Origin of the sequence: Chryseobacterium cheonjiense, from assembly GCF_012927265.1 — a bacterium.
GTDB classification, from domain to species: domain Bacteria; phylum Bacteroidota; class Bacteroidia; order Flavobacteriales; family Weeksellaceae; genus Chryseobacterium; species Chryseobacterium cheonjiense.
This window is the reverse complement of record NZ_JABBGF010000002.1, coordinates 157,263-175,413: the sequence shown is the minus strand read 5'-3', so window position 1 is coordinate 175,413 and position 18,151 is coordinate 157,263. Positions and strand designations below refer to the sequence as shown.

Here is an 18,151-nt window from a genome sequence, read left to right as displayed (position 1 = left end):
TTATGGCAAAACAAAAACATATTGAACAGGACGGCGTTATCACGGAAGCACTTTCGAACGCTCAGTTCCGTGTTGAGCTGGAAAATGGGCATGTACTCATCGCTCATATCTCCGGTAAAATGCGTATGCACTATATTAAGTTATTACCTGGTGATAAGGTAAAATTAGAAATGTCTCCTTACGATTTGTCTAAGGGGAGAATTACATTTAGATATTAAAAACAATCTGCCAGATGGAGCAAACGTTCCATTTGGCTGTTGTTAAAAATAAATACTCAAAATGAAATCTTAAGATTACATTTGGCAGTTAAAAAAATAAATATTTTCAAATGAAAGTAAGAGCATCAATTAAAAAAAGAAGTGCTGATTGCAAAATCGTACGCAGAAAAGGTGTACTGTTCGTAATCAACAAGAAGAACCCAAAATTTAAACAAAGACAAGGCTAAAATTAAATTATGGCGAGAATTTCAGGTATTGATTTACCAAAAAACAAAAGAGGTGTTATCGGTTTAACTTACATCTACGGAATTGGAAGAAGTACATCTTCAGAAATCCTTAAAGCTGCCGGTATCAGCGAAGACAAGAAAGTCAACGAATGGAATGACGATGAATTGGCTGCAATCAGAAACTATATCTCCGAAAACATTAAAGTAGAAGGAGAATTAAGATCTGAAGTGCAATTGAACATTAAGCGATTAATGGACATAGGATGCCAACGAGGAATACGTCACAGACTTGGATTACCTTTAAGAGGCCAGAGAACGAAAAACAACTCTAGAACCCGAAAAGGAAAGAGAAAAACTGTTGCTAACAAGAAAAAAGCTAGTAAATAATCGTTAGGAATTATGGCAAAACAAACTAAAGTAGTTAAGAAAAGAAAAGTAAAAGTTGAGGCTATTGGGGAAGCGCATATTCAGGCTTCTTTCAATAACATCATCATTTCTTTAACAAATAAAAACGGAGAGGTTATCTCTTGGGCTTCTGCCGGTAAAATGGGTTTCAGAGGTTCTAAAAAGAATACTCCATTTGCTGCTCAGATGGCAGCTGAAAATTGCTCTGCTGTAGCTCACGAAGCTGGATTAAGAAGAGTAAAGGTGTTTGTGAAAGGTCCTGGTGCAGGTAGAGAATCTGCAATCAGATCTATCCACAATTCAGGAATTGAAGTTAGCGAAATCATTGATGTGACTCCTATGCCACACAATGGATGTAGACCACCAAAAAGAAGAAGAGTTTAATTTTTAGAATTTATCCATTATGGCAAGATATATTGGTCCTAAAACTAAGATTGCAAGAAAGTTTGGTGCTGCAATCTACGGAGATGACAAAAACTTCGAGAAAAGAAAAAACCAACCACCGGGACAACATGGTCCTAACAAAAGAAGAGGTGCTAAAAAATCTGAATACGCAGTTCAGTTGGCAGAAAAACAAAAGGCTAAATATACTTACGGTATCTTAGAAAGACAGTTTGCTAACTTATTCGACAAAGCACACAGAAGTAAAGGAGTAACAGGTGAAGTTCTATTACAACTTTGCGAATCAAGATTGGATAACGTAGTATACAGATTAGGTTTTGCTAAAACCAGATCTGCTGCAAGACAATTGGTTTCTCACAGACATATCACTGTGAACGGGGAAATCCTGAACATTCCTTCATATTTGGTAAAAGCTGGTGATGTAATTGCTGTAAGAGAAAAGTCTAAGTCTCTTGAAGTAGTTACCAACGCATTGGCTTCTAAAGCAAATTATGAGTGGTTACAATTCAACGATGAGAAGAAAGAAGGTACTTTCGTTTCTGCTCCTGAAAGAATCCAGATTCCGGAGGACATCAAGGAACAGCTTATCGTCGAACTTTACTCTAAATAATTTTTTAATCAAATTTTTGCTCAACCCAATAATATGGCAATTTTACAATTCATAAAACCCGATAAAGTAATTTTACTTAACTCTGATGAATTTAGAGGTCAATTTGAATTCAGACCACTAGAACCAGGTTTCGGGCTTACAATCGGTAATGCTTTGAGAAGAGTGTTGCTTTCTTCTCTGGAAGGTTATGCTATTTCATCTATCAAAATAGAAGGTGTAGAGCACGAATTTTCAACTATTCCAGGAGTAATCGAAGATGTTACCGAAATTATTCTTAACCTTAAACAGGTAAGACTAAAATCTACGGCAGAAAACCAGTCTAATGAGCAGGTTGTTGCTAAAGTTTCGGGTCAGACGATTATTACTGCTGGTGATTTAGGAAAATCTATCAACGGATTTGAGGTTCTTAACCCGGATTTAGTGATCTGTAACCTAAACAGTGATGTAACTTTCGAAATTACTTTCAATATTGAAAAAGGTAGAGGATACGTTCCTTCTGAACAAAATAAGTCAAACAATGCGCCAATAGGTACCATTGCCATCGACTCTATTTTCACGCCAATCAAGAAAGTACAATATAGCATTGAAAATTATCGTGTAGAGCAAAAAACAGACTACGAAAAACTTGTATTAGATATAGAAACTGACGGATCTATCAGTCCTCAGAATGCTTTAACAGAAGCTTCTAAGATATTAATTTATCACTTCATGCTGTTCTCTGATGAGAGAATCACGCTGGAAACTGAAGCTGTAAAAGCATCTATTCAATATGATGAAGAAACTCTTCATACAAGACAACTCCTTAAGTCTAAATTAGCAGATATGGATCTTTCCGTAAGAGCCCTTAACTGTCTGAAAGCAGCTGAAGTAGAAACTCTTGGAGAATTGGTTTCTTACAGTAAGTCTGATTTGATGAAATTCAGAAATTTTGGTAAAAAATCTTTGACAGAACTAGAAGAATTAGTGCATTCAAAAGGTCTTAACTTCGGTTTCGACGTTGCAAAATATAAGTTAGACGCTGATAAATAATTAATAATGAGACACGGTAAAAAATTCAATCACTTAGGAAGAACAGCTTCTCACAGAAGTGCTTTACTTTCTAATATGGCTTGTTCTCTAATTGAGCATAAAAGAATCAACACTACTGTTGCTAAAGCAAAAGCTTTAAGAGTATATGTTGAGCCTCTATTAACAAAAGCAAAAGAAGATACTACACACAATAGAAGAATTGTTTTTTCATATCTTCAAAATAAAGAAGCGGTTGCTGAATTGTTCAGAACTGTAGCACCTAAAATCGCTGAGAGAAACGGTGGGTATACAAGAATCATCAAAACTGGTTTCAGACCTGGTGATGCTGCCGATACTGCTCTTATCGAATTGGTAGACTTCAATGAGCTTTACAACCCTAATGCTGAAGAGAAGAAAACAACAAGAAGAAGCAGAAGATCTGCAACAGCTAAGAAAGAAGCTGTAGTAGCTGAAGCTCCTGTAGTAGAAGAAAAAGCTGCTGAGCCAACTGCTGAAGCTGCTGATTCTACAGAGGAAAAAACTGAAGAATAATATTCATTTCAGATACAAAAAAAACCGTTCAGATTCTGAACGGTTTTTTTATGCTTTAGATTTTCGTTTTTACAAGCTCGATCACATTGTTGCCCTGATCAAGAATCAGGCTGTCTCCTTTTACCGTAGCTTTCATATCCATCTTTTCATAGATCGTTTCATTGCCTTTCGATTCTACCTTATTAAGAATAAATGTTTTATTGTTGCTTCTTACGCTCATTGTCTTCTCTTCGTAATTAAAAACTACTTTCGCCAGGCTTCCGTCGGTTGCCTTATAAACATAATCTGTTTTTATATACTTTTTCCCGTTGACATCGGTTTCGTACTGAACGGTTGAGTCTGCCTTACCATTATCTGCCATTACTACTCCTGATCTGTCTGATTTTAGCACACTCTTATTCCCGCTTTCACTTTTTTTGCAGCTTGTAAATGATAGTGCAATGACTGCGAATACTGCGAAAAGTCCCTTTTTCATGATGTTATTTTTTTTTAATGTGTTGATTGTTAAATATTTTTACAAATAAAATATTTTTTATTAAATTTAATAAAAACAAAAAACTAAACCAACAAATGAAACTTAAATCTTTTAAAATTACCCGAAAGAGTAATTGACTTCCGTTTATTTTCTGTTGAAATTTGTACCTAAACAATCCTGAACATGAGTATTTCCATAGCTATCGTTGAAGACGAAAAGAATTATAACAATGCACTGAAGAAGATCATCAATTATCAGGATGATATGAAAGTAGTTGCCCAGTATTTTGATGGAAGAGACGCATTACAAAATCTTCCGGACGTTTCGCCGGATGTCGTAATGATGGACATTCAGCTGCAGGATATGATGGGTATTGAAGTCATTGAAAAGCTTAAGAAAGAACTTCCGGACACACAGTTTATCATGTGTACCAGCTTTGAAGATGACGAAAAAGTTTTCAATTCCCTGAAGGCCGGCGCTATGGGATATCTTGTAAAGGGTGAAAGTATGGATAAGATACTCTCCTCAATCCGTGACGTCTACAATGGAGGTGCACCTATGAGCTTTTCCATCGCAAGAAAGGTATTAAGTCATTTCGAAAGAAAACTTCCCGAAATTAAAGGATTTGATGAATTAACGGAAAGAGAAAAGGAAATTCTGGAACTGCTGTCTCAAGGCTTACTGTACAAAGAAATTGCAGGAAAGAAATTCATCAGTATTGATACCGTAAAAAAACATGTAGGAAATATTTACAGAAAACTCCATGTCAATAATAAAGTGGAGGCTATTAATAAATTTAATCATTTTAAAAACTAAGAATTATGAGAATCTTAAAATCTTTATTCATTGCAATACTATTTTGTTTTGCATTGTTGAGCTGTAAAAAAGAAGAAAAAACTGAGACAAGTAATAGTAATATCGATAGTACGAACTCTGCGTCGGCTGATACGGTTACTAAGAGTACGGACAGTGCTGCGGTTTTTATTGAAATGATTCCGGCTCATATTGAAAGCCAATATACTACAAAGTTTGCTCAAGTAGCATTAAAACATCCAAATCTGATTGATAAATTTACTTTAGATTACCCAAATTTTAAAGAATTAATTGAAAAACATACAAACTACATGTATGCAAAGTTTTATTTTATCCAAGATTCGAATAATTCTAAACTGAATTTGGGTGTAGCTTTTTCAAATAATGATAACTATAAAGATATTAGTTCCGATGATAAGTTTGTTTTGATTAATAATACATTTCAAAGTGATGTGAATCTGCAGAAAAAAATTAAGTCTTATCAATCTTCATTAGCAACACAAACAGGATTTAACGGTAAGCCCGCAACCGAATGTATTCTATACAAAATAAAAGAAATTAATGATTATTTTATAATAAAAGATAAAAGTAATATTTCTCGGCTTGATTTAGCTATGATCTACTTTTGCCAAGCTAAAGATGATAATGGCAGTGAATACAATAGATATGCTAATAAATATGACCGTATTTCTTTTGCTGTTCATGCCGTATACAGTGATGGATCAATGGATGAAGGGTATGATGCAGGTGATCTAAAACCATAAGACCATGGTCATCGGAATTGTATATAAAATTGTATTACTTATTACGATTTTGAAATCATTCATTTTGGGTAGAAAATATTCTTTTTCTGCCCAGAATTATCTTTTTATCTACTTATTAATTACCTTCATCAATGAGTGCGTATCTTTCATAAGAAATATTATAAATCCGAATGTCAAAGTCGGTTTACAGTACAATCTCTATTTCATATTTTGTATATTGTTTTTTTCTTTTTACTTCCTACAACTATTTTCTGGGACTGCAAAGAGAATATTACTGGTAACTGCAATTTCGTCATTGGGATATATTTTAATACAAACTAATTTTTCAGGCGAAGACTTTGATCATAAAATAGGCATCACAATTACCCTTTTTTATATTGTAATCTCACTGCTATGGTTTTATTATAAAATATCTTTTTTTAACGAACGTAAAATTACCGATGATCCTACATTCTGGATTTCTACAGCCTTGCTGATGTGGAGCTGCTTTTTTCTTTTTAGGGTAACGCCAATGTTTTATTTTGCGAAAGAAGACAGAGAGTTTTTAAATTTTCTGAAACTTGGACAGAACTTTATCAATATGGGGATGTATGTAATGTTTTACATTTCTCTGATAAAATATAAAAAAATCAGCCATGAATCATATTGAAGACGATATAAAGCTTGCTTATATCATAGCTATTTCCATAATGATGATTTTCGTAATCTTCATCATTGTTGTTGTTTTAATGTATAATAAAAGACAACTGCTTCACTTGCGTGAACAGCAGCTCAAAGAATCCGAATACCAAAACCAACTGCTTCAGAAAGAACTTGAAAAACAAAAGCTTATCGAAAAAGAAAGAGAAAGAATTTCACACGATATGCATGATGATCTCGGAGCAGGAATTTCTGCTTTGAAGCTGCAGGCAGAATTTTTAAAACAACGGGCTGAAAATGAAGAGCTTAAAAACGATATCGAAGAACTTCTGAAAACCTCAGAGGAAATGAACCTTTCCATGAGAGAGATGCTCTGGAGTCTCAATGCAGGGAATGACACACTCGGAAGCTTTATCGATTATGCTAAAATATATGCCCAAAATTTTCTTAAGAAAACAACAATTGTAATCATTACAGAAAGCGAAAAGATAATTGAAGAAACAACCATTTCAACTGAGCAAAGGAGAAATTTGTTCTTATGCTTAAAAGAAGCTTTGAATAACGCATATAAACACAGTCAGTCCAATGAGATTAAATTATCATTCATCCAAAAAGAGGAAGAATTTATTATGAAGATTTCCGACAACGGAATTGGCATTAACAATAATAATCCTGAAGGAAACGGACTTCGCAATATGAAAAGAAGAATGCAGGAACAGAACGGTCATTGTGAAATTACTGCTGAAAACGGAACCCATCTGTTTTTCAGTATAAGTTTGTAAGACAATTTTTTTAACCGGAATGTCACTTTATATAGAATTATCTTTTTGATTAACCGATAGACGTACATTTTTTAAATAACTTTGAAGTATAAATTAAAAATTAATAACCATGAAAATTTTATTCGAATTCATTCTTCCTGTAGCCATTTTTATATTCGGAATGTGGCTCGCTGTAAAAACAGATTTATTAAAAGATACGCAGACTGGCAATACTGGACCAGAAAAAACATTTAGCTTTTCAAGAAGTCAATTGTTTTACTGGACAATGATTGTAATAATATGTTTGTGCGCCGGTATGGGAAACAATGGTAACTTTGATTTGCTTTTGAAACTGAAAGAACCATCAATTTTACTTTTACTGGGAATTAGTGTGGGAACAGCAAGTGTAGCAACATATATTGATAATGAAGTACCCAATCCTAAAATAAATACTGATAGCAATGGGTTTATAAGAGATATACTATCAGATGCCGGTGGAATAAGTGTACACCGTTATCAGGCTTTATTGTTTAATATTATTTTCGGCTTAGTATTTGTCTGCCAATTCATTACCAATACCACAGAGTTTCCGGTTTTTGATAATTATGCCTTAGCTTTAATGGGAACAAGTAGCGCAGGCTATTTACTTATTAAAACAAATGAAAAACAGAAAAACAATGTTTCTTGATAACACTTTAAATGATTGCTAATACAAATACAATTAAAAATAAATACTAATTAACATAAAAAAATTACCATGAAACTAATTGTTGATTACTTATTAGAATGGAATATAACTTCAAAAAAAGGGAAAGTTATATTGAAGCTAAAAGATTCAAATCCCGAAATTATAGATGATTTGGACTTTCAGGAATTTTCAGCATTAGCAATAGTGCTTCAAAAAGGAAATGCAAGATTTGATGAAACAGAAAACTCAATTTATAATGTAATGCCATGAAAAAAATTTTTTATCTGCTCGTAATATTGTCATTTTTGTCCTGTAATATAAGACATAAAGCCACTTTGAAAGAGCTTCAAAACAAAGGATCAAATTATCAGATGTCATATGATGCCACACGCAGAGGAGCTGTTATAAGTCTTGATGCCAATGGTAAGATCAGTAAGATTTTATCAGAAGTTCAGCCCGATGCTGCAATAGCAACAACAACGGATATTACCAGTAAACTCACGGGTAAATTGAAAACAGGAGATAGTGTATCTGCTGAACAAATAACAAAAATAGCCGAAACATTATCCAAACTGGGAGAAAGAACAGCTCCGGTAAACATGCTCAGAGATGCATTATACAGGCTTGAAGAACACTGTGTGAATTTCCCTGAGCAATGTAACAGCGATAATTACTTTAACAGCTTTGATAAAGTTGTAAATTTAATAGTCTCATTACAGGAAAAAATCTCTGAAACAGCCGCTAATGAAGCTAAAGCGGAACAGGCTAAGACATTGAGAGTCCTTACACCTGAAGAGCGGAAAAAATATAATTTAGATCAGTAAAAAGGAATGCTCTAAAATTAACAATATTAATTACTGTTGCTGAATAATTATGGCCGGAATTTGCGATTTTAATTAATTTTAATTGGAATATTAACTAAAATTTAACTCTGAATAAACGTATAAATTGCTACTCATCTGCTTTAAAAAGTTAAAAATTGATTAAATTTGTCTGAACTATAAAAAAACGAACAATGAGTTACATTTCTTACATAGAAGCGAGACAAATTTTAGATTCAAGAGGAAATCCTACAGTAGAAGTAGATGTATTTACAGAAAGCGGGGCAATGGGTCGTGCTGCAGTACCTTCCGGAGCATCTACAGGAGAGCATGAAGCAGTAGAATTGCGTGACGGCGGTTCAGAATATATGGGGAAAGGTGTTCTTAAAGCTGTTGAGAATGTAAGAGAGGTAATTGCACCAGAATTGGTAGGTCTTCCGGTATACGACCAAAACCTTATCGATCAGATTATGATTGATCTTGACGGAACAAACAATAAAGGTAATCTTGGAGCCAATGCAATTTTGGGAGTATCTCTGGCTGCTGCAAAAGCGGCGGCTGCCGAACTGAAAATGCCTTTATACAAATATGTTGGCGGTGTAAATGCCAATACTCTTCCTGTTCCGATGATGAACGTTATCAATGGTGGTTCTCACTCAGATGCGCCCATCGCATTTCAGGAATTTATGATCATGCCGGTGAAAGCAGATTCTTTTTCCCACGCATTAAGAAAGGGAACTGAAATCTTCCATAACCTTAAATCAATACTTCATTCAAGAGGACTTTCAACTGCAGTAGGTGATGAAGGTGGTTTTGCGCCAACGTTCTCCGGAACTGAAGATGCGTTGGATACTTTGCTTCAGGCCATCGAAAAAGCAGGTTACAAGCCTGGTGATGATATTATGCTGGCACTTGACTGCGCTGCTTCCGAATTCTACAAAGACGGGATCTACGATTACAGAAAATTCCAGACTCCGGATGCTGCCCAGTTCTCAAGCAGTGAGCAGGTTTCTTACCTGGCTGAGCTGGCTGCAAAATATCCGATCATCTCCATTGAAGACGGTATGCAGGAAAACGACTGGGAAGGATGGAAAATGTTAACAGATAAAATCGGTGACAGAGTACAGTTAGTAGGTGACGATTTATTCGTAACCAATGTTGAAAGACTATCAAGAGGAGTTAAAGAAGGAATCGCCAATTCAATTTTAGTAAAAGTAAACCAGATCGGTTCTCTTTCTGAAACTATGGCTGCTGTACAAATGGCACAGAACAACAGATTTACTTCCGTAATGTCTCACAGATCAGGGGAAACAGAAGATTCTACAATCGCTGATTTAGCGGTGGCAATGAACTGCGGACAGATCAAAACAGGATCTGCTTCAAGATCAGACAGAATGGCAAAATACAACCAGCTGTTGAGAATTGAAGAAGCTCTTGGTGATACTGCAGTGTTCCCGGGACTGGATGCTTTTAAAATCAAAAGATAATTAATCGAAATTATAAATAACGGCAAGCGAAATTTTTAGTTTGCCGTGTTTTGTAATAAGTAGTATATTTAGAAAAAAAATAAATAATGTCAGACAACAAAGTAATATTGAATTACGACGGTAATTCGTATGAATATCCAATTGTGGATAGTACTATCGGAGACAGAGGAATCGATATTTCAAAATTAAGAGACCAGACAGGTCTGATCACACTTGATTTAGGGTATAAGAATACCGGGGCTACACTTAGTGACATCACTTACTTGGATGGAGATAAAGGAGAATTATTCTACAGAGGATATCCGATCGAGCAGATTGCCGATAAATCAAACTTCACAGAAGTAATGTACCTTTTATTACACGGTGATTTGCCTACTCAGGATCAGTACAGTTCTTTCGAATCAAACATTAAAAAATATAACTTCGTAGCAGAGGAGATGAAAAAAATCATCGATGCTTTCCCTCGTTCTGCTCACCCTATGGGAGTTCTTTCTTCATTAACTTCTGCTTTAACGGCGTTTAATCCAAAAGCGGTTAATGTTAACTCTAAAGAAGAAATGGATCATGCTGCAGAATTGCTTATTGCAAAATTCTCTCACCTTTGTGCATGGACGTACAGAAAAACCCAGGGATTACCGCTTAACCACGGAGACAACAGCCTGAATTACGTAGAAAACTTCTACAAAATGGCTTTCAGAATGCCAAATCAGGAGTTTGAGATTGATCCTGTTGTTGTGGGTGCTTTAGATAAATTATTAATCCTTCACGCAGATCACGAACAAAACTGTTCTACTTCTACCGTAAGAATGGTAGGTTCTGCTCACACAGGTCTTTTTGCATCTGTTTCTGCAGGAGTTTCTGCGCTTTGGGGACCACTTCACGGTGGAGCAAACCAAGCGGTAATCGAAATGCTTGAGCTTATCGAAAAAGATGGTGGCGATGTAAACAAATGGGTAGCAAAAGCTAAAGATAAAAATGACAGCTTCCGTTTAATGGGCTTCGGACACAGAGTGTACAAAAACTTTGATCCAAGAGCGAAAATCATTAAAAAGGCTGCAGACGATATTCTTAACGCATTGGGTATTCACGATAAAGCATTGGATATTGCAATGCAGTTGGAAAAAGTGGCTTTGGAAGACGAATACTTCGTGGAAAGAAAACTATATCCGAATGTAGATTTCTATTCAGGTATTATTTACAGAGCACTAGGAATCCCTACAGAAATGTTCACAGTAATGTTTGCATTGGGAAGACTTCCTGGATGGATTTCTCAATGGAAAGAAATGAGAATAAAAGGAGATCCTATCGGAAGACCAAGACAGGTATATCAAGGTGCTCAGAAAAGAGATTACATTGATATGGTAAACAGATAATATTTTCTTATGATGATAAATAGTCCCAAAGCTTGCTTTGGGATTTTTTATTTCGTAGAATTTTTTTAACTTAAAGTATGGAAAATGAGAAATTAAATTCATTAAAAAAGATAATGAGGATTAATATTGTCCTGTACATTGTGTACGGACTTTTCCTCATGCTGGAAACGTTCGATTTTCTAGAAATGCTGCATACCAAACCGGCAGATTATTCACCGACATACAGCTTGGTAAACGTGATCTTCTATCAGATGGAAATGTTTATCTGCTTTCTATGTGCGTTTACTTTGATTATTCTGGTCTCTACAAGGCAATCTTTAAAATTACTCTTTTTCATTAGTCTTGCACTTTTAATTTTCAGAATCGGAACTGTTTATTATCTGTACTTTTACGAAACCGAAGAAAGGTGGGTTCCCTTTATTTATAAAAGAGCTAATGATTTTAGCATGCTTTTCAGAAGGACTTTGGTTCCGGGGCAGTTGATTGTAAGTTTCATCACAGTTTGGTATTCAGTTAAAGCTTTAAGAACAGAGAAGAAATAGAGTTACTGCAATTTTTTATTAGATATTCGGGTGGCTTTTATTATACTCTCCTCGCTGCTATTTTGAATAGTTATTACTGTCCATACACTGTGGATCATTACCATGGAAGCTTTTCCTGTTTCAATGAAGTATCTCAAAATTATACCATTTTCAAGTTTTACAGAACCAAAAGTAAACTCTTTTTTTTCACTTTTAAAATCTCCATAGAATTGATCTTTTGCGTTCTTCAAATATCCATAAAATAATATTCCGTTTTCAAGAGTAATTAGTTTTCTCGTAGTTAAGATGCTGAAATTTTCTGAATCAATAATAGTAGAGGATATAATTAATTCTTCATTGTCCAATTCGAAAGGGTAGTGCTTAAATAAATTTTTAGAATCATTTTCGTAAAATTGAGTCCACTTGAAATCATAAGATTTCATTGTGCTTCTTTTAATTTTTGCGATGCAGATGCTGTGAACTGATTGGTCAGATTTCTCCATTTTGTTTTTGTATTTTACGAAAATACAATATAAAAAAACAAACCTGCTTTTAAGGCAGGTTCTCAATTCCGATTTTCACTTATGGACACTGGCATCTGTCGCAAGTCCATAGTGTACATGCCCCTGTTTCAAAGTCCCATTCGCAGCAGCGTCTTGCTGCGGAGACACCGCCAATAAATGTTTTTTGTCTTTCTCTGTCGAGTTTTTGTGCATTCTTCAGCACAGAATTTTTAGTTTTCATAATGTAATAATTTGTTGATTGGTTTTTAATAACTTAGCTTAATTATTATATCACTAATATATGAATTTTAATACGATACTGTAAAAAAAATATTAAAAATTTCACTTAAAAAATTATCTGGAAAAATACTCTCATTAAGCAAACAATTGTTTTAGTCTATCAGATTACCCAAGTAAAAAACTGCCATACTATTATTTAATAGATTTATATTGTCATACTGCTCTAAAAAGGCCACAAAAGTTTCCCAGATTCAGACCTTTACTTATATTTGTAGCATTGCATAATTTTTATGAAACTAAATATAAAAAACGAAACAGGAAGGCTGAAATCAGTGGTTCTGGGACAGCCGAACTCCATGGGCGGCATCCCTGCACTTGAAGAAAGCTATGATGCCAAATCCTATTACTCCATACAAAACAACATTTATCCGAAAGAAGAGTTTATCATCAATGAAATGAATGCTTTTGAAGCTGTATTGAAGAAATATGATGTGGAAGTCCTGCGTCCAAATATTATCGAAGATTACAATCAGGTCTTTGCAAGAGATGTCGCTTTTGTAATTGATGACAAAATGATTATTTCCAACGTAATTGCTGACAGAGCAGATGAACAGGGAGCCTACAGGAATATTTTTGAAAAGGTAGAGTGGAGAAAAATCATCAATCTTCCCGAAACGGCACATATTGAAGGAGGTGATGTCATTGTATGGGACGATTTCCTGTTTATCGGAACCTGCTTCAGCGAAGACTACAGAAGCTATAAGACAGCCAGAACTAATGAATATGCCATAGAAATTCTGAAGGAATATTTTCCTAAAAAAAGAATTATCGATCTGGAACTGAAAAAAAACGACAAAATTCCATACGAAGGCATTCTGCATCTGGACTGTACTTTCAACCCGATCGGTAAAGACAAATGTATCATTTACAAAGACGGTTTTGTAGACGAAAGTGATTACCGCCTGATTATTGATATTTTCGGGGAAGAAAACTGTTTCCATGTGAAGGCAGAAGAAATGTTTGAAATGTTCCCGAATATATTCTCGATCTCTCCGGAAGTAGTAGTTTCAGACAAAACTTTTACCAGGATGAACAACCATCTGAGAAACGAATGGGGGATGACCGTTGAAGAAATTCCTTATCGCGAAATTTCAAAAATGGGAGGATTGCTGAGATGCTCTACAATGCCGCTTGTAAGAGATTAGTAGCGTTTAAGAGTGAGGGGATTTGAGGTTTTTAGAGTATGTGTATATTGTTTTTATTTAAAAAATTTATATTTTTAAACTTAAATACAAATGATTATACCCACTATAAAATTTCATCAGGATTTGCGGGTTTATCAGAAATCTTTTGATACAGCAATGGAAATCTAACTGCTTTCAAAAATTTTCCCTACAGAAGAACGTTATTCTCTTACAGGTTAGATACGAAGATCTTCCCGCTCTGTTTCAGCCAATATAAGTGAAGCATGGGCAAAAGGAAATATGAGAAATCTTTTATTTCAAAACTTACAGACTCCGAAGGCGAGGCAAGAAAAACTCAGACCTGGCTTTAATTTGCAAGAAGTTGTGAGTATATTAATGAAGAACAATTTAAAATTTTAAACAATCAATACAACCAAATAATCGGGATGGTAGTGAATATGATGAGTCAGTCACAAACTTGGTGTACATTTTCATCAATAAATAAAGAAGAAAAGTAATTTTACACTAAACACTAAACACTAAACACTAAACACTAAACACTAAACACTAAATATTAAATCACTCAGACTCTCAAACCCAAAACACCCTCCAACACAAACTATGCAGACAACAGATACCGTATTAATGATAGAGCCGATTGCATTCGGATTTAATGCAGAGACGGCAAAAAATAACTATTTTCAAATAGAGCAGAAAGGATTTGATACGCAGTTTAAAGCGTTGTCAGAATTTAAAGCTTTTGTTGAAAAACTGAGAAGCAAAGGAATCAACGTTATCACGATAAAAGATACATTGGATCCCCACACTCCGGATTCAATTTTCCCGAATAACTGGGTAAGCTTTCATAAAGACGGAAAAGTGGTTTTATACCCGATGTTCGCATCCAACAGAAGAGTGGAAAGAAGAGAAGATATCATCGAAACCATAAAAGACCAAGGATATGAGGTTTCGGAGATCGACGACTGGTCTTTCCCGGAAATGCAGGGGCATTATCTTGAAGGAACAGGAAGCATGATCTTTGATCACGACAACAAAATTGCTTACGGTTCGGTTTCTTTAAGACTTGATGAAAATCTATTCAGAGAATTTTGTGAAAAATATGGTTTTACGCCGGTTGTTTTCCATTCATTCCAGACGGTAGAGGAAGAAAGACTTCCGATTTACCATACCAACGTGATGATGTGTGTGGCCGATAAATTTGTTGTCATTTGCCTGGATTGCATTGATGACGAGCTGGAAAGAAGCAAGGTTATTGAAACCATTAAAAACTCAGGAAAAGAAATTATTGAAATTTCTGAAGAACAGATGCAGCAGTTTGCCGGAAATATGCTTCAGGTAAATAATAAAGAAGGGCAAAAGTTTTTGGTAATGAGCGAAACCGCTTATAAATCTCTACATGAAGATCAGATTTCTGCCATAGAAAAATACTGTGAAATTATTTACTCAGATTTAAATACCATTGAGGTAAACGGCGGCGGAAGTGCACGTTGCATGCTTGCTGAGGTTTTCTTGCCGAAAAAATAATAATTTCTGTTTCATTTAGAAATCAACAATACAAAGAATCTGATTTTAGAAATAAAGTCAGATTTTTTCTATTTAAAAATATAATTGTGTTGAAAAAATTAAGCTATGAGTCAAAAGCCTTGTAAATGGCAAAACTTTTAGACATTTGATTTATCGAACCGAAAAAACTTGCCTATTTTTGTTTCCAACGTTAAAAAGTATGAAAATGAAGAAGTATCTCTTGTCATTAATGCTTTTGTTGGGAATATTTGGTTTGAAAGCCCAGCAGAAGACATTTTGTAACCCGATCAATATCGACTACGGTTATACTCCGTTTGAAGTTTTTTCAAAACAGGGTAAACACCGTGCTACGGCAGACCCGGTAATTGTTAACTTTAAAAATAAACTCTTCCTGTTTTCAACCAATCAGGAAGGATACTGGTACAGTGATGATATGCTCGATTGGAAATTCGTAAAAAGAAAATTCCTGAGAGACAATAAATATATCCATGATCTGAACGCTCCGGCAGTTTGGGCTATGAAAGATACCCTGTATGTTTTTGGGTCCACATGGGAACAGGATTTCCCGATCTGGAAAAGTACCAATCCTACAAAAGACGACTGGAAAATTGCCGTTGATACTTTAAAAGTTGGAGCCTGGGACCCTGCCTTTCACTACGACGAAGATAAAAACAAGCTGTACCTGTATTGGGGTTCCAGTAATGAATGGCCTTTATTGGGAACGGAGGTGAAAGTAAACACGCTTCAGTCGGAAGGTTTTGTAAAACCGATTGTAAGGTTAAAACCGGAAGACCATGGCTGGGAAAGATTCGGGGAATACAACGATAATGTTTTCCTGCAGCCTTTTGTGGAAGGAGCGTGGATGACGAAGCACAACGGGAAATATTATATGCAGTACGGAGCTCCGGCAACTGAATTCAGCGGATATTCCGATGGAGTGTATGTGAGCAGCAAACCACTGGAAGGTTTCGAATACCAACAGCATAATCCATTTTCTTACAAGCCGGGAGGTTTTGCAAGAGGAGCAGGACACGGTGCTACCTTTGAAGATAATTACAAAAACTGGTGGCATATCTCTACCATTTTTATTTCCACCAAAAACAATTTTGAAAGACGTCTGGGAATCTGGCCCGCCGGATTTGATAAAGATGATGTGATGTATTGCAACACAGCGTATGGAGATTATCCAACGTATCTTCCGCAGTATGCACAAGGAAAAGATTTTTCAAAAGGACTTTTTGCAGGCTGGATGCTGTTGAATTATAATAAGCCTGTTCAGGTTTCATCAACGTTGGGAGGATATCATTCCAATTACGCGGTGGATGAAGATATTAAAACCTACTGGAGCGCCAAAACAGGCAATTCCGGAGAGTGGTTTCAGACGGATTTAGGGGAAGTTTCTACCATTAATGCCATTCAGATTAATTATGCCGATCAGGATGTTGAGTTTATGGGCAAAACTTTAGGTAAAATGCATCAGTATAAAATTTACGGTTCCAACGACGGTAAAAAGTGGAATGTTATTGTTGATAAAAGCAAAAACACGAAAGATGTTCCGCACGATTATGTAGAACTTGAAAAACCTGCGAAAGCAAGATTCCTTAAAATGGAAAACTTAAAAATGCCGACAGGGAAATTTGCATTAAGCGGATTCCGGGTGTTTGGAAAAGGAGCGGGAACGGTTCCGGGGAAAGTCCAAAATTTTGTGCCTTTACGTTCTGATCCTAAAAAGTATGGTGAAAGAAGAAGCATCTGGATGAAATGGCAACAGAATTCCGATGCAGACGGATATGTAATCTATTGGGGGAAATCTCCTGAGAAATTATACGGAAGCATTATGGTGTACGGAAAAAATGAATATTTCTTTACCGGAGCCGACAGAGCGGATGCGTATTATTTCCAGATCGAAGCATTCAATGCGAACGGCGTTTCGGAAAGATCTGAAGTTTTTAAGTCTGAATAAATGATAAAGCGCTTTGAGATTTCACGGCGCTTATTTTTTACCCACATTTTTCAAAAAACCATCTATTTTCTGGATCAGAAATGTGGCATTGTTATCTTTTTCCCAACCGGTGTGATTACCGTTAAATTCGTAGGACTCATGATATACGTTATGATCTGTTAAAACCGAATCTAGAATTTTCATTTGCGAAATTGGGACTACATAATCATTATTGCCGTAGAAAGAAATAGTAGGCGCAGAAGCATTGCTAATCCAATATATAGGGCTGCCAAAATCCATCAAGGTCGTTTTACGGTCAGCGATTTTAGGATCAATAAGATGTTTTTCGAGGAAGCGATAATCGTCGTAATTTTTAAACCCGGGGTCATTGAGATCTGCAGGACCGACAATATTAATCACTGCTTTCACCCTTTTATCAGAGTCGAATTTATAAGCATACAGCATAGACAGATGTCCACCGGCACTGTTTCCGAGAAGAATATATCGCGGTTTAATTTTTAAAGTTTTCTCTAAATAATTTATGGCATTTTTAATGTCGGCTGTCTGATCAGGAATTGCAAAACGGTTTGACGAAGCCAATCGGTAATCGAGATTGATAAAAATATTTCCGGGAAATTTTTTCATGAGATCAAAAGTGAAACTGGTGAGCTCGGATCTTCTTCCGCCACGCCAGCCGCCGCCATGAATGATGATAAACACCTCTTTATTTTTTGTCCCGCTTTCCGGAAGATAGATATCCATTTTCTGTTCCGGGTCTTTTCCGTACGATACATTTTTTTCAATCTTAAAAGAAGCATTTTTCCCAAGATCAATAGTCTTTTGGCAGCTTGTAAGAAATAGCAGAAGCAGAATTTCCGCGATGATTAAGTATTTCTTCATTTGATTATTTAATTGTATGTATCATTCCAGTCAGCTGCAATTATCATGCTTTTTTATATAAATTAAAAGAAAA

The 18,151-nt window shown here is 35.5% G+C and carries 22 protein-coding genes; 19 read left to right on the top strand and 3 right to left on the bottom strand.

Translation table 11 applies throughout. The features are described 5' to 3' along the window. The first annotated feature begins 2 nt into the window (after nucleotides 1-2). From infA to rplQ, 7 genes are all read left to right on the top strand, one after another. Nucleotides 3-218 carry a translation initiation factor IF-1 gene (gene infA / locus HHL20_RS11295; protein ID WP_029297754.1) on the top strand — a complete coding sequence of 72 codons (216 nt, stop codon included), beginning with the start codon at nucleotides 3-5 and terminating at the stop codon, nucleotides 216-218. 110 nt (nucleotides 219-328) lie between these two features. Further along, nucleotides 329-445, top strand: coding sequence for a 50S ribosomal protein L36 (gene rpmJ, locus HHL20_RS11290; RefSeq protein WP_007839480.1), 117 nt, complete (start codon nucleotides 329-331; stop codon nucleotides 443-445). 9 nt (nucleotides 446-454) lie between these two features. Next, nucleotides 455-832: a 30S ribosomal protein S13 gene (gene rpsM / locus HHL20_RS11285; RefSeq protein WP_027381318.1), complete on the top strand. Its 378-nt coding sequence runs from the start codon at nucleotides 455-457 to the stop codon at nucleotides 830-832. Nucleotides 833-844: 12 nt separating this feature from the next. Beyond that, nucleotides 845-1,234, top strand: a complete 390-nt coding sequence (gene rpsK / locus HHL20_RS11280) for a 30S ribosomal protein S11 (RefSeq protein WP_002983263.1) — start codon at nucleotides 845-847, stop codon at nucleotides 1,232-1,234. Between the two features lie 19 nt (nucleotides 1,235-1,253). Further along, nucleotides 1,254-1,862, top strand: coding sequence for a 30S ribosomal protein S4 (gene rpsD, locus HHL20_RS11275; RefSeq protein ID WP_169231317.1), 609 nt, complete (start codon nucleotides 1,254-1,256; stop codon nucleotides 1,860-1,862). A 33-nt stretch (nucleotides 1,863-1,895) separates the two neighbouring features. Beyond that, nucleotides 1,896-2,891, top strand: coding sequence for a DNA-directed RNA polymerase subunit alpha (locus tag HHL20_RS11270; protein WP_169231316.1), 996 nt, complete (start codon nucleotides 1,896-1,898; stop codon nucleotides 2,889-2,891). 6 nt (nucleotides 2,892-2,897) lie between these two features. Continuing rightward, nucleotides 2,898-3,422, top strand: coding sequence for a 50S ribosomal protein L17 (gene rplQ, locus HHL20_RS11265; RefSeq protein WP_169231315.1), 525 nt, complete (start codon nucleotides 2,898-2,900; stop codon nucleotides 3,420-3,422). Nucleotides 3,423-3,477: 55 nt separating this feature from the next. Here rplQ and HHL20_RS11260 read toward each other — a convergent pair whose 3' ends face one another. Continuing rightward, complete coding sequence (locus HHL20_RS11260) at nucleotides 3,478-3,897, bottom strand: hypothetical protein (RefSeq protein ID WP_169231314.1); 420 nt, start codon at nucleotides 3,895-3,897, stop codon at nucleotides 3,478-3,480. Between the two features lie 183 nt (nucleotides 3,898-4,080). On the opposite strand from HHL20_RS11260, the gene HHL20_RS11255 reads away from it, so the two are divergent. From HHL20_RS11255 to HHL20_RS11215, 9 genes are all read left to right on the top strand, one after another. After that, on the top strand, nucleotides 4,081-4,713 hold the full coding sequence (locus HHL20_RS11255) for a response regulator transcription factor (protein ID WP_169231313.1): 633 nt from the start codon (nucleotides 4,081-4,083) through the stop codon (nucleotides 4,711-4,713). A 5-nt stretch (nucleotides 4,714-4,718) separates the two neighbouring features. Then, the gene (locus HHL20_RS11250; RefSeq protein WP_169231312.1) at nucleotides 4,719-5,474 is read left to right on the top strand and encodes a hypothetical protein; all 756 of its coding nucleotides are present in this window, start codon (nucleotides 4,719-4,721) and stop codon (nucleotides 5,472-5,474) included. A 635-nt stretch (nucleotides 5,475-6,109) separates the two neighbouring features. Continuing rightward, the gene (locus HHL20_RS11245; protein ID WP_169231311.1) at nucleotides 6,110-6,895 is read left to right on the top strand and encodes a sensor histidine kinase; all 786 of its coding nucleotides are present in this window, start codon (nucleotides 6,110-6,112) and stop codon (nucleotides 6,893-6,895) included. A 109-nt stretch (nucleotides 6,896-7,004) separates the two neighbouring features. Then, nucleotides 7,005-7,562: a hypothetical protein gene (locus tag HHL20_RS11240; protein WP_169231310.1), complete on the top strand. Its 558-nt coding sequence runs from the start codon at nucleotides 7,005-7,007 to the stop codon at nucleotides 7,560-7,562. 69 nt (nucleotides 7,563-7,631) lie between these two features. Further along, on the top strand, nucleotides 7,632-7,832 hold the full coding sequence (locus tag HHL20_RS11235; RefSeq protein WP_169231309.1) for a hypothetical protein: 201 nt from the start codon (nucleotides 7,632-7,634) through the stop codon (nucleotides 7,830-7,832). After that, complete coding sequence (locus HHL20_RS11230; RefSeq protein WP_169231308.1) at nucleotides 7,829-8,386, top strand: hypothetical protein; 558 nt, start codon at nucleotides 7,829-7,831, stop codon at nucleotides 8,384-8,386. The genes HHL20_RS11235 and HHL20_RS11230 overlap by 4 nt, the downstream gene beginning before the upstream one ends. Before the next feature lie 191 nt (nucleotides 8,387-8,577). Then, complete coding sequence (eno, locus tag HHL20_RS11225) at nucleotides 8,578-9,870, top strand: phosphopyruvate hydratase (protein ID WP_169231307.1); 1,293 nt, start codon at nucleotides 8,578-8,580, stop codon at nucleotides 9,868-9,870. 86 nt (nucleotides 9,871-9,956) lie between these two features. After that, entirely contained in the window at nucleotides 9,957-11,243 is a 1,287-nt protein-coding gene (locus HHL20_RS11220; protein WP_169231306.1) for a citrate synthase, read from the top strand. Nucleotides 11,244-11,356: 113 nt separating this feature from the next. Further along, complete coding sequence (locus HHL20_RS11215; protein ID WP_169231305.1) at nucleotides 11,357-11,785, top strand: hypothetical protein; 429 nt, start codon at nucleotides 11,357-11,359, stop codon at nucleotides 11,783-11,785. Between the two features lie 2 nt (nucleotides 11,786-11,787). On the opposite strand, the gene HHL20_RS11210 is transcribed toward HHL20_RS11215, so the two are convergent. Continuing rightward, entirely contained in the window at nucleotides 11,788-12,267 is a 480-nt protein-coding gene (locus HHL20_RS11210; protein ID WP_169231304.1) for a hypothetical protein, read from the bottom strand. A 530-nt stretch (nucleotides 12,268-12,797) separates the two neighbouring features. Here HHL20_RS11210 and HHL20_RS11205 point away from each other — a divergent pair. The 3 genes from HHL20_RS11205 to HHL20_RS11195 all read left to right on the top strand — a co-directional run bounded on the left by HHL20_RS11205 (nucleotide 12,798) and on the right by HHL20_RS11195 (nucleotide 17,199). Next, nucleotides 12,798-13,712, top strand: coding sequence for a dimethylarginine dimethylaminohydrolase family protein (locus tag HHL20_RS11205; RefSeq protein ID WP_169231303.1), 915 nt, complete (start codon nucleotides 12,798-12,800; stop codon nucleotides 13,710-13,712). A gap of 600 nt (nucleotides 13,713-14,312) precedes the next feature. Beyond that, nucleotides 14,313-15,236 carry a citrulline utilization hydrolase CtlX gene (ctlX, locus tag HHL20_RS11200; RefSeq protein ID WP_169231302.1) on the top strand — a complete coding sequence of 308 codons (924 nt, stop codon included), beginning with the start codon at nucleotides 14,313-14,315 and terminating at the stop codon, nucleotides 15,234-15,236. A 205-nt stretch (nucleotides 15,237-15,441) separates the two neighbouring features. Next, nucleotides 15,442-17,199 carry a discoidin domain-containing protein gene (locus HHL20_RS11195; protein WP_169231301.1) on the top strand — a complete coding sequence of 586 codons (1,758 nt, stop codon included), beginning with the start codon at nucleotides 15,442-15,444 and terminating at the stop codon, nucleotides 17,197-17,199. A gap of 30 nt (nucleotides 17,200-17,229) precedes the next feature. Here HHL20_RS11195 and HHL20_RS11190 read toward each other — a convergent pair whose 3' ends face one another. After that, a complete protein-coding gene (locus HHL20_RS11190) occupies nucleotides 17,230-18,078 on the bottom strand; it encodes an alpha/beta hydrolase (RefSeq protein ID WP_169231300.1) in 849 nt (282 codons plus the stop codon). Between the last annotated feature and the right edge of the window lie 73 nt (nucleotides 18,079-18,151).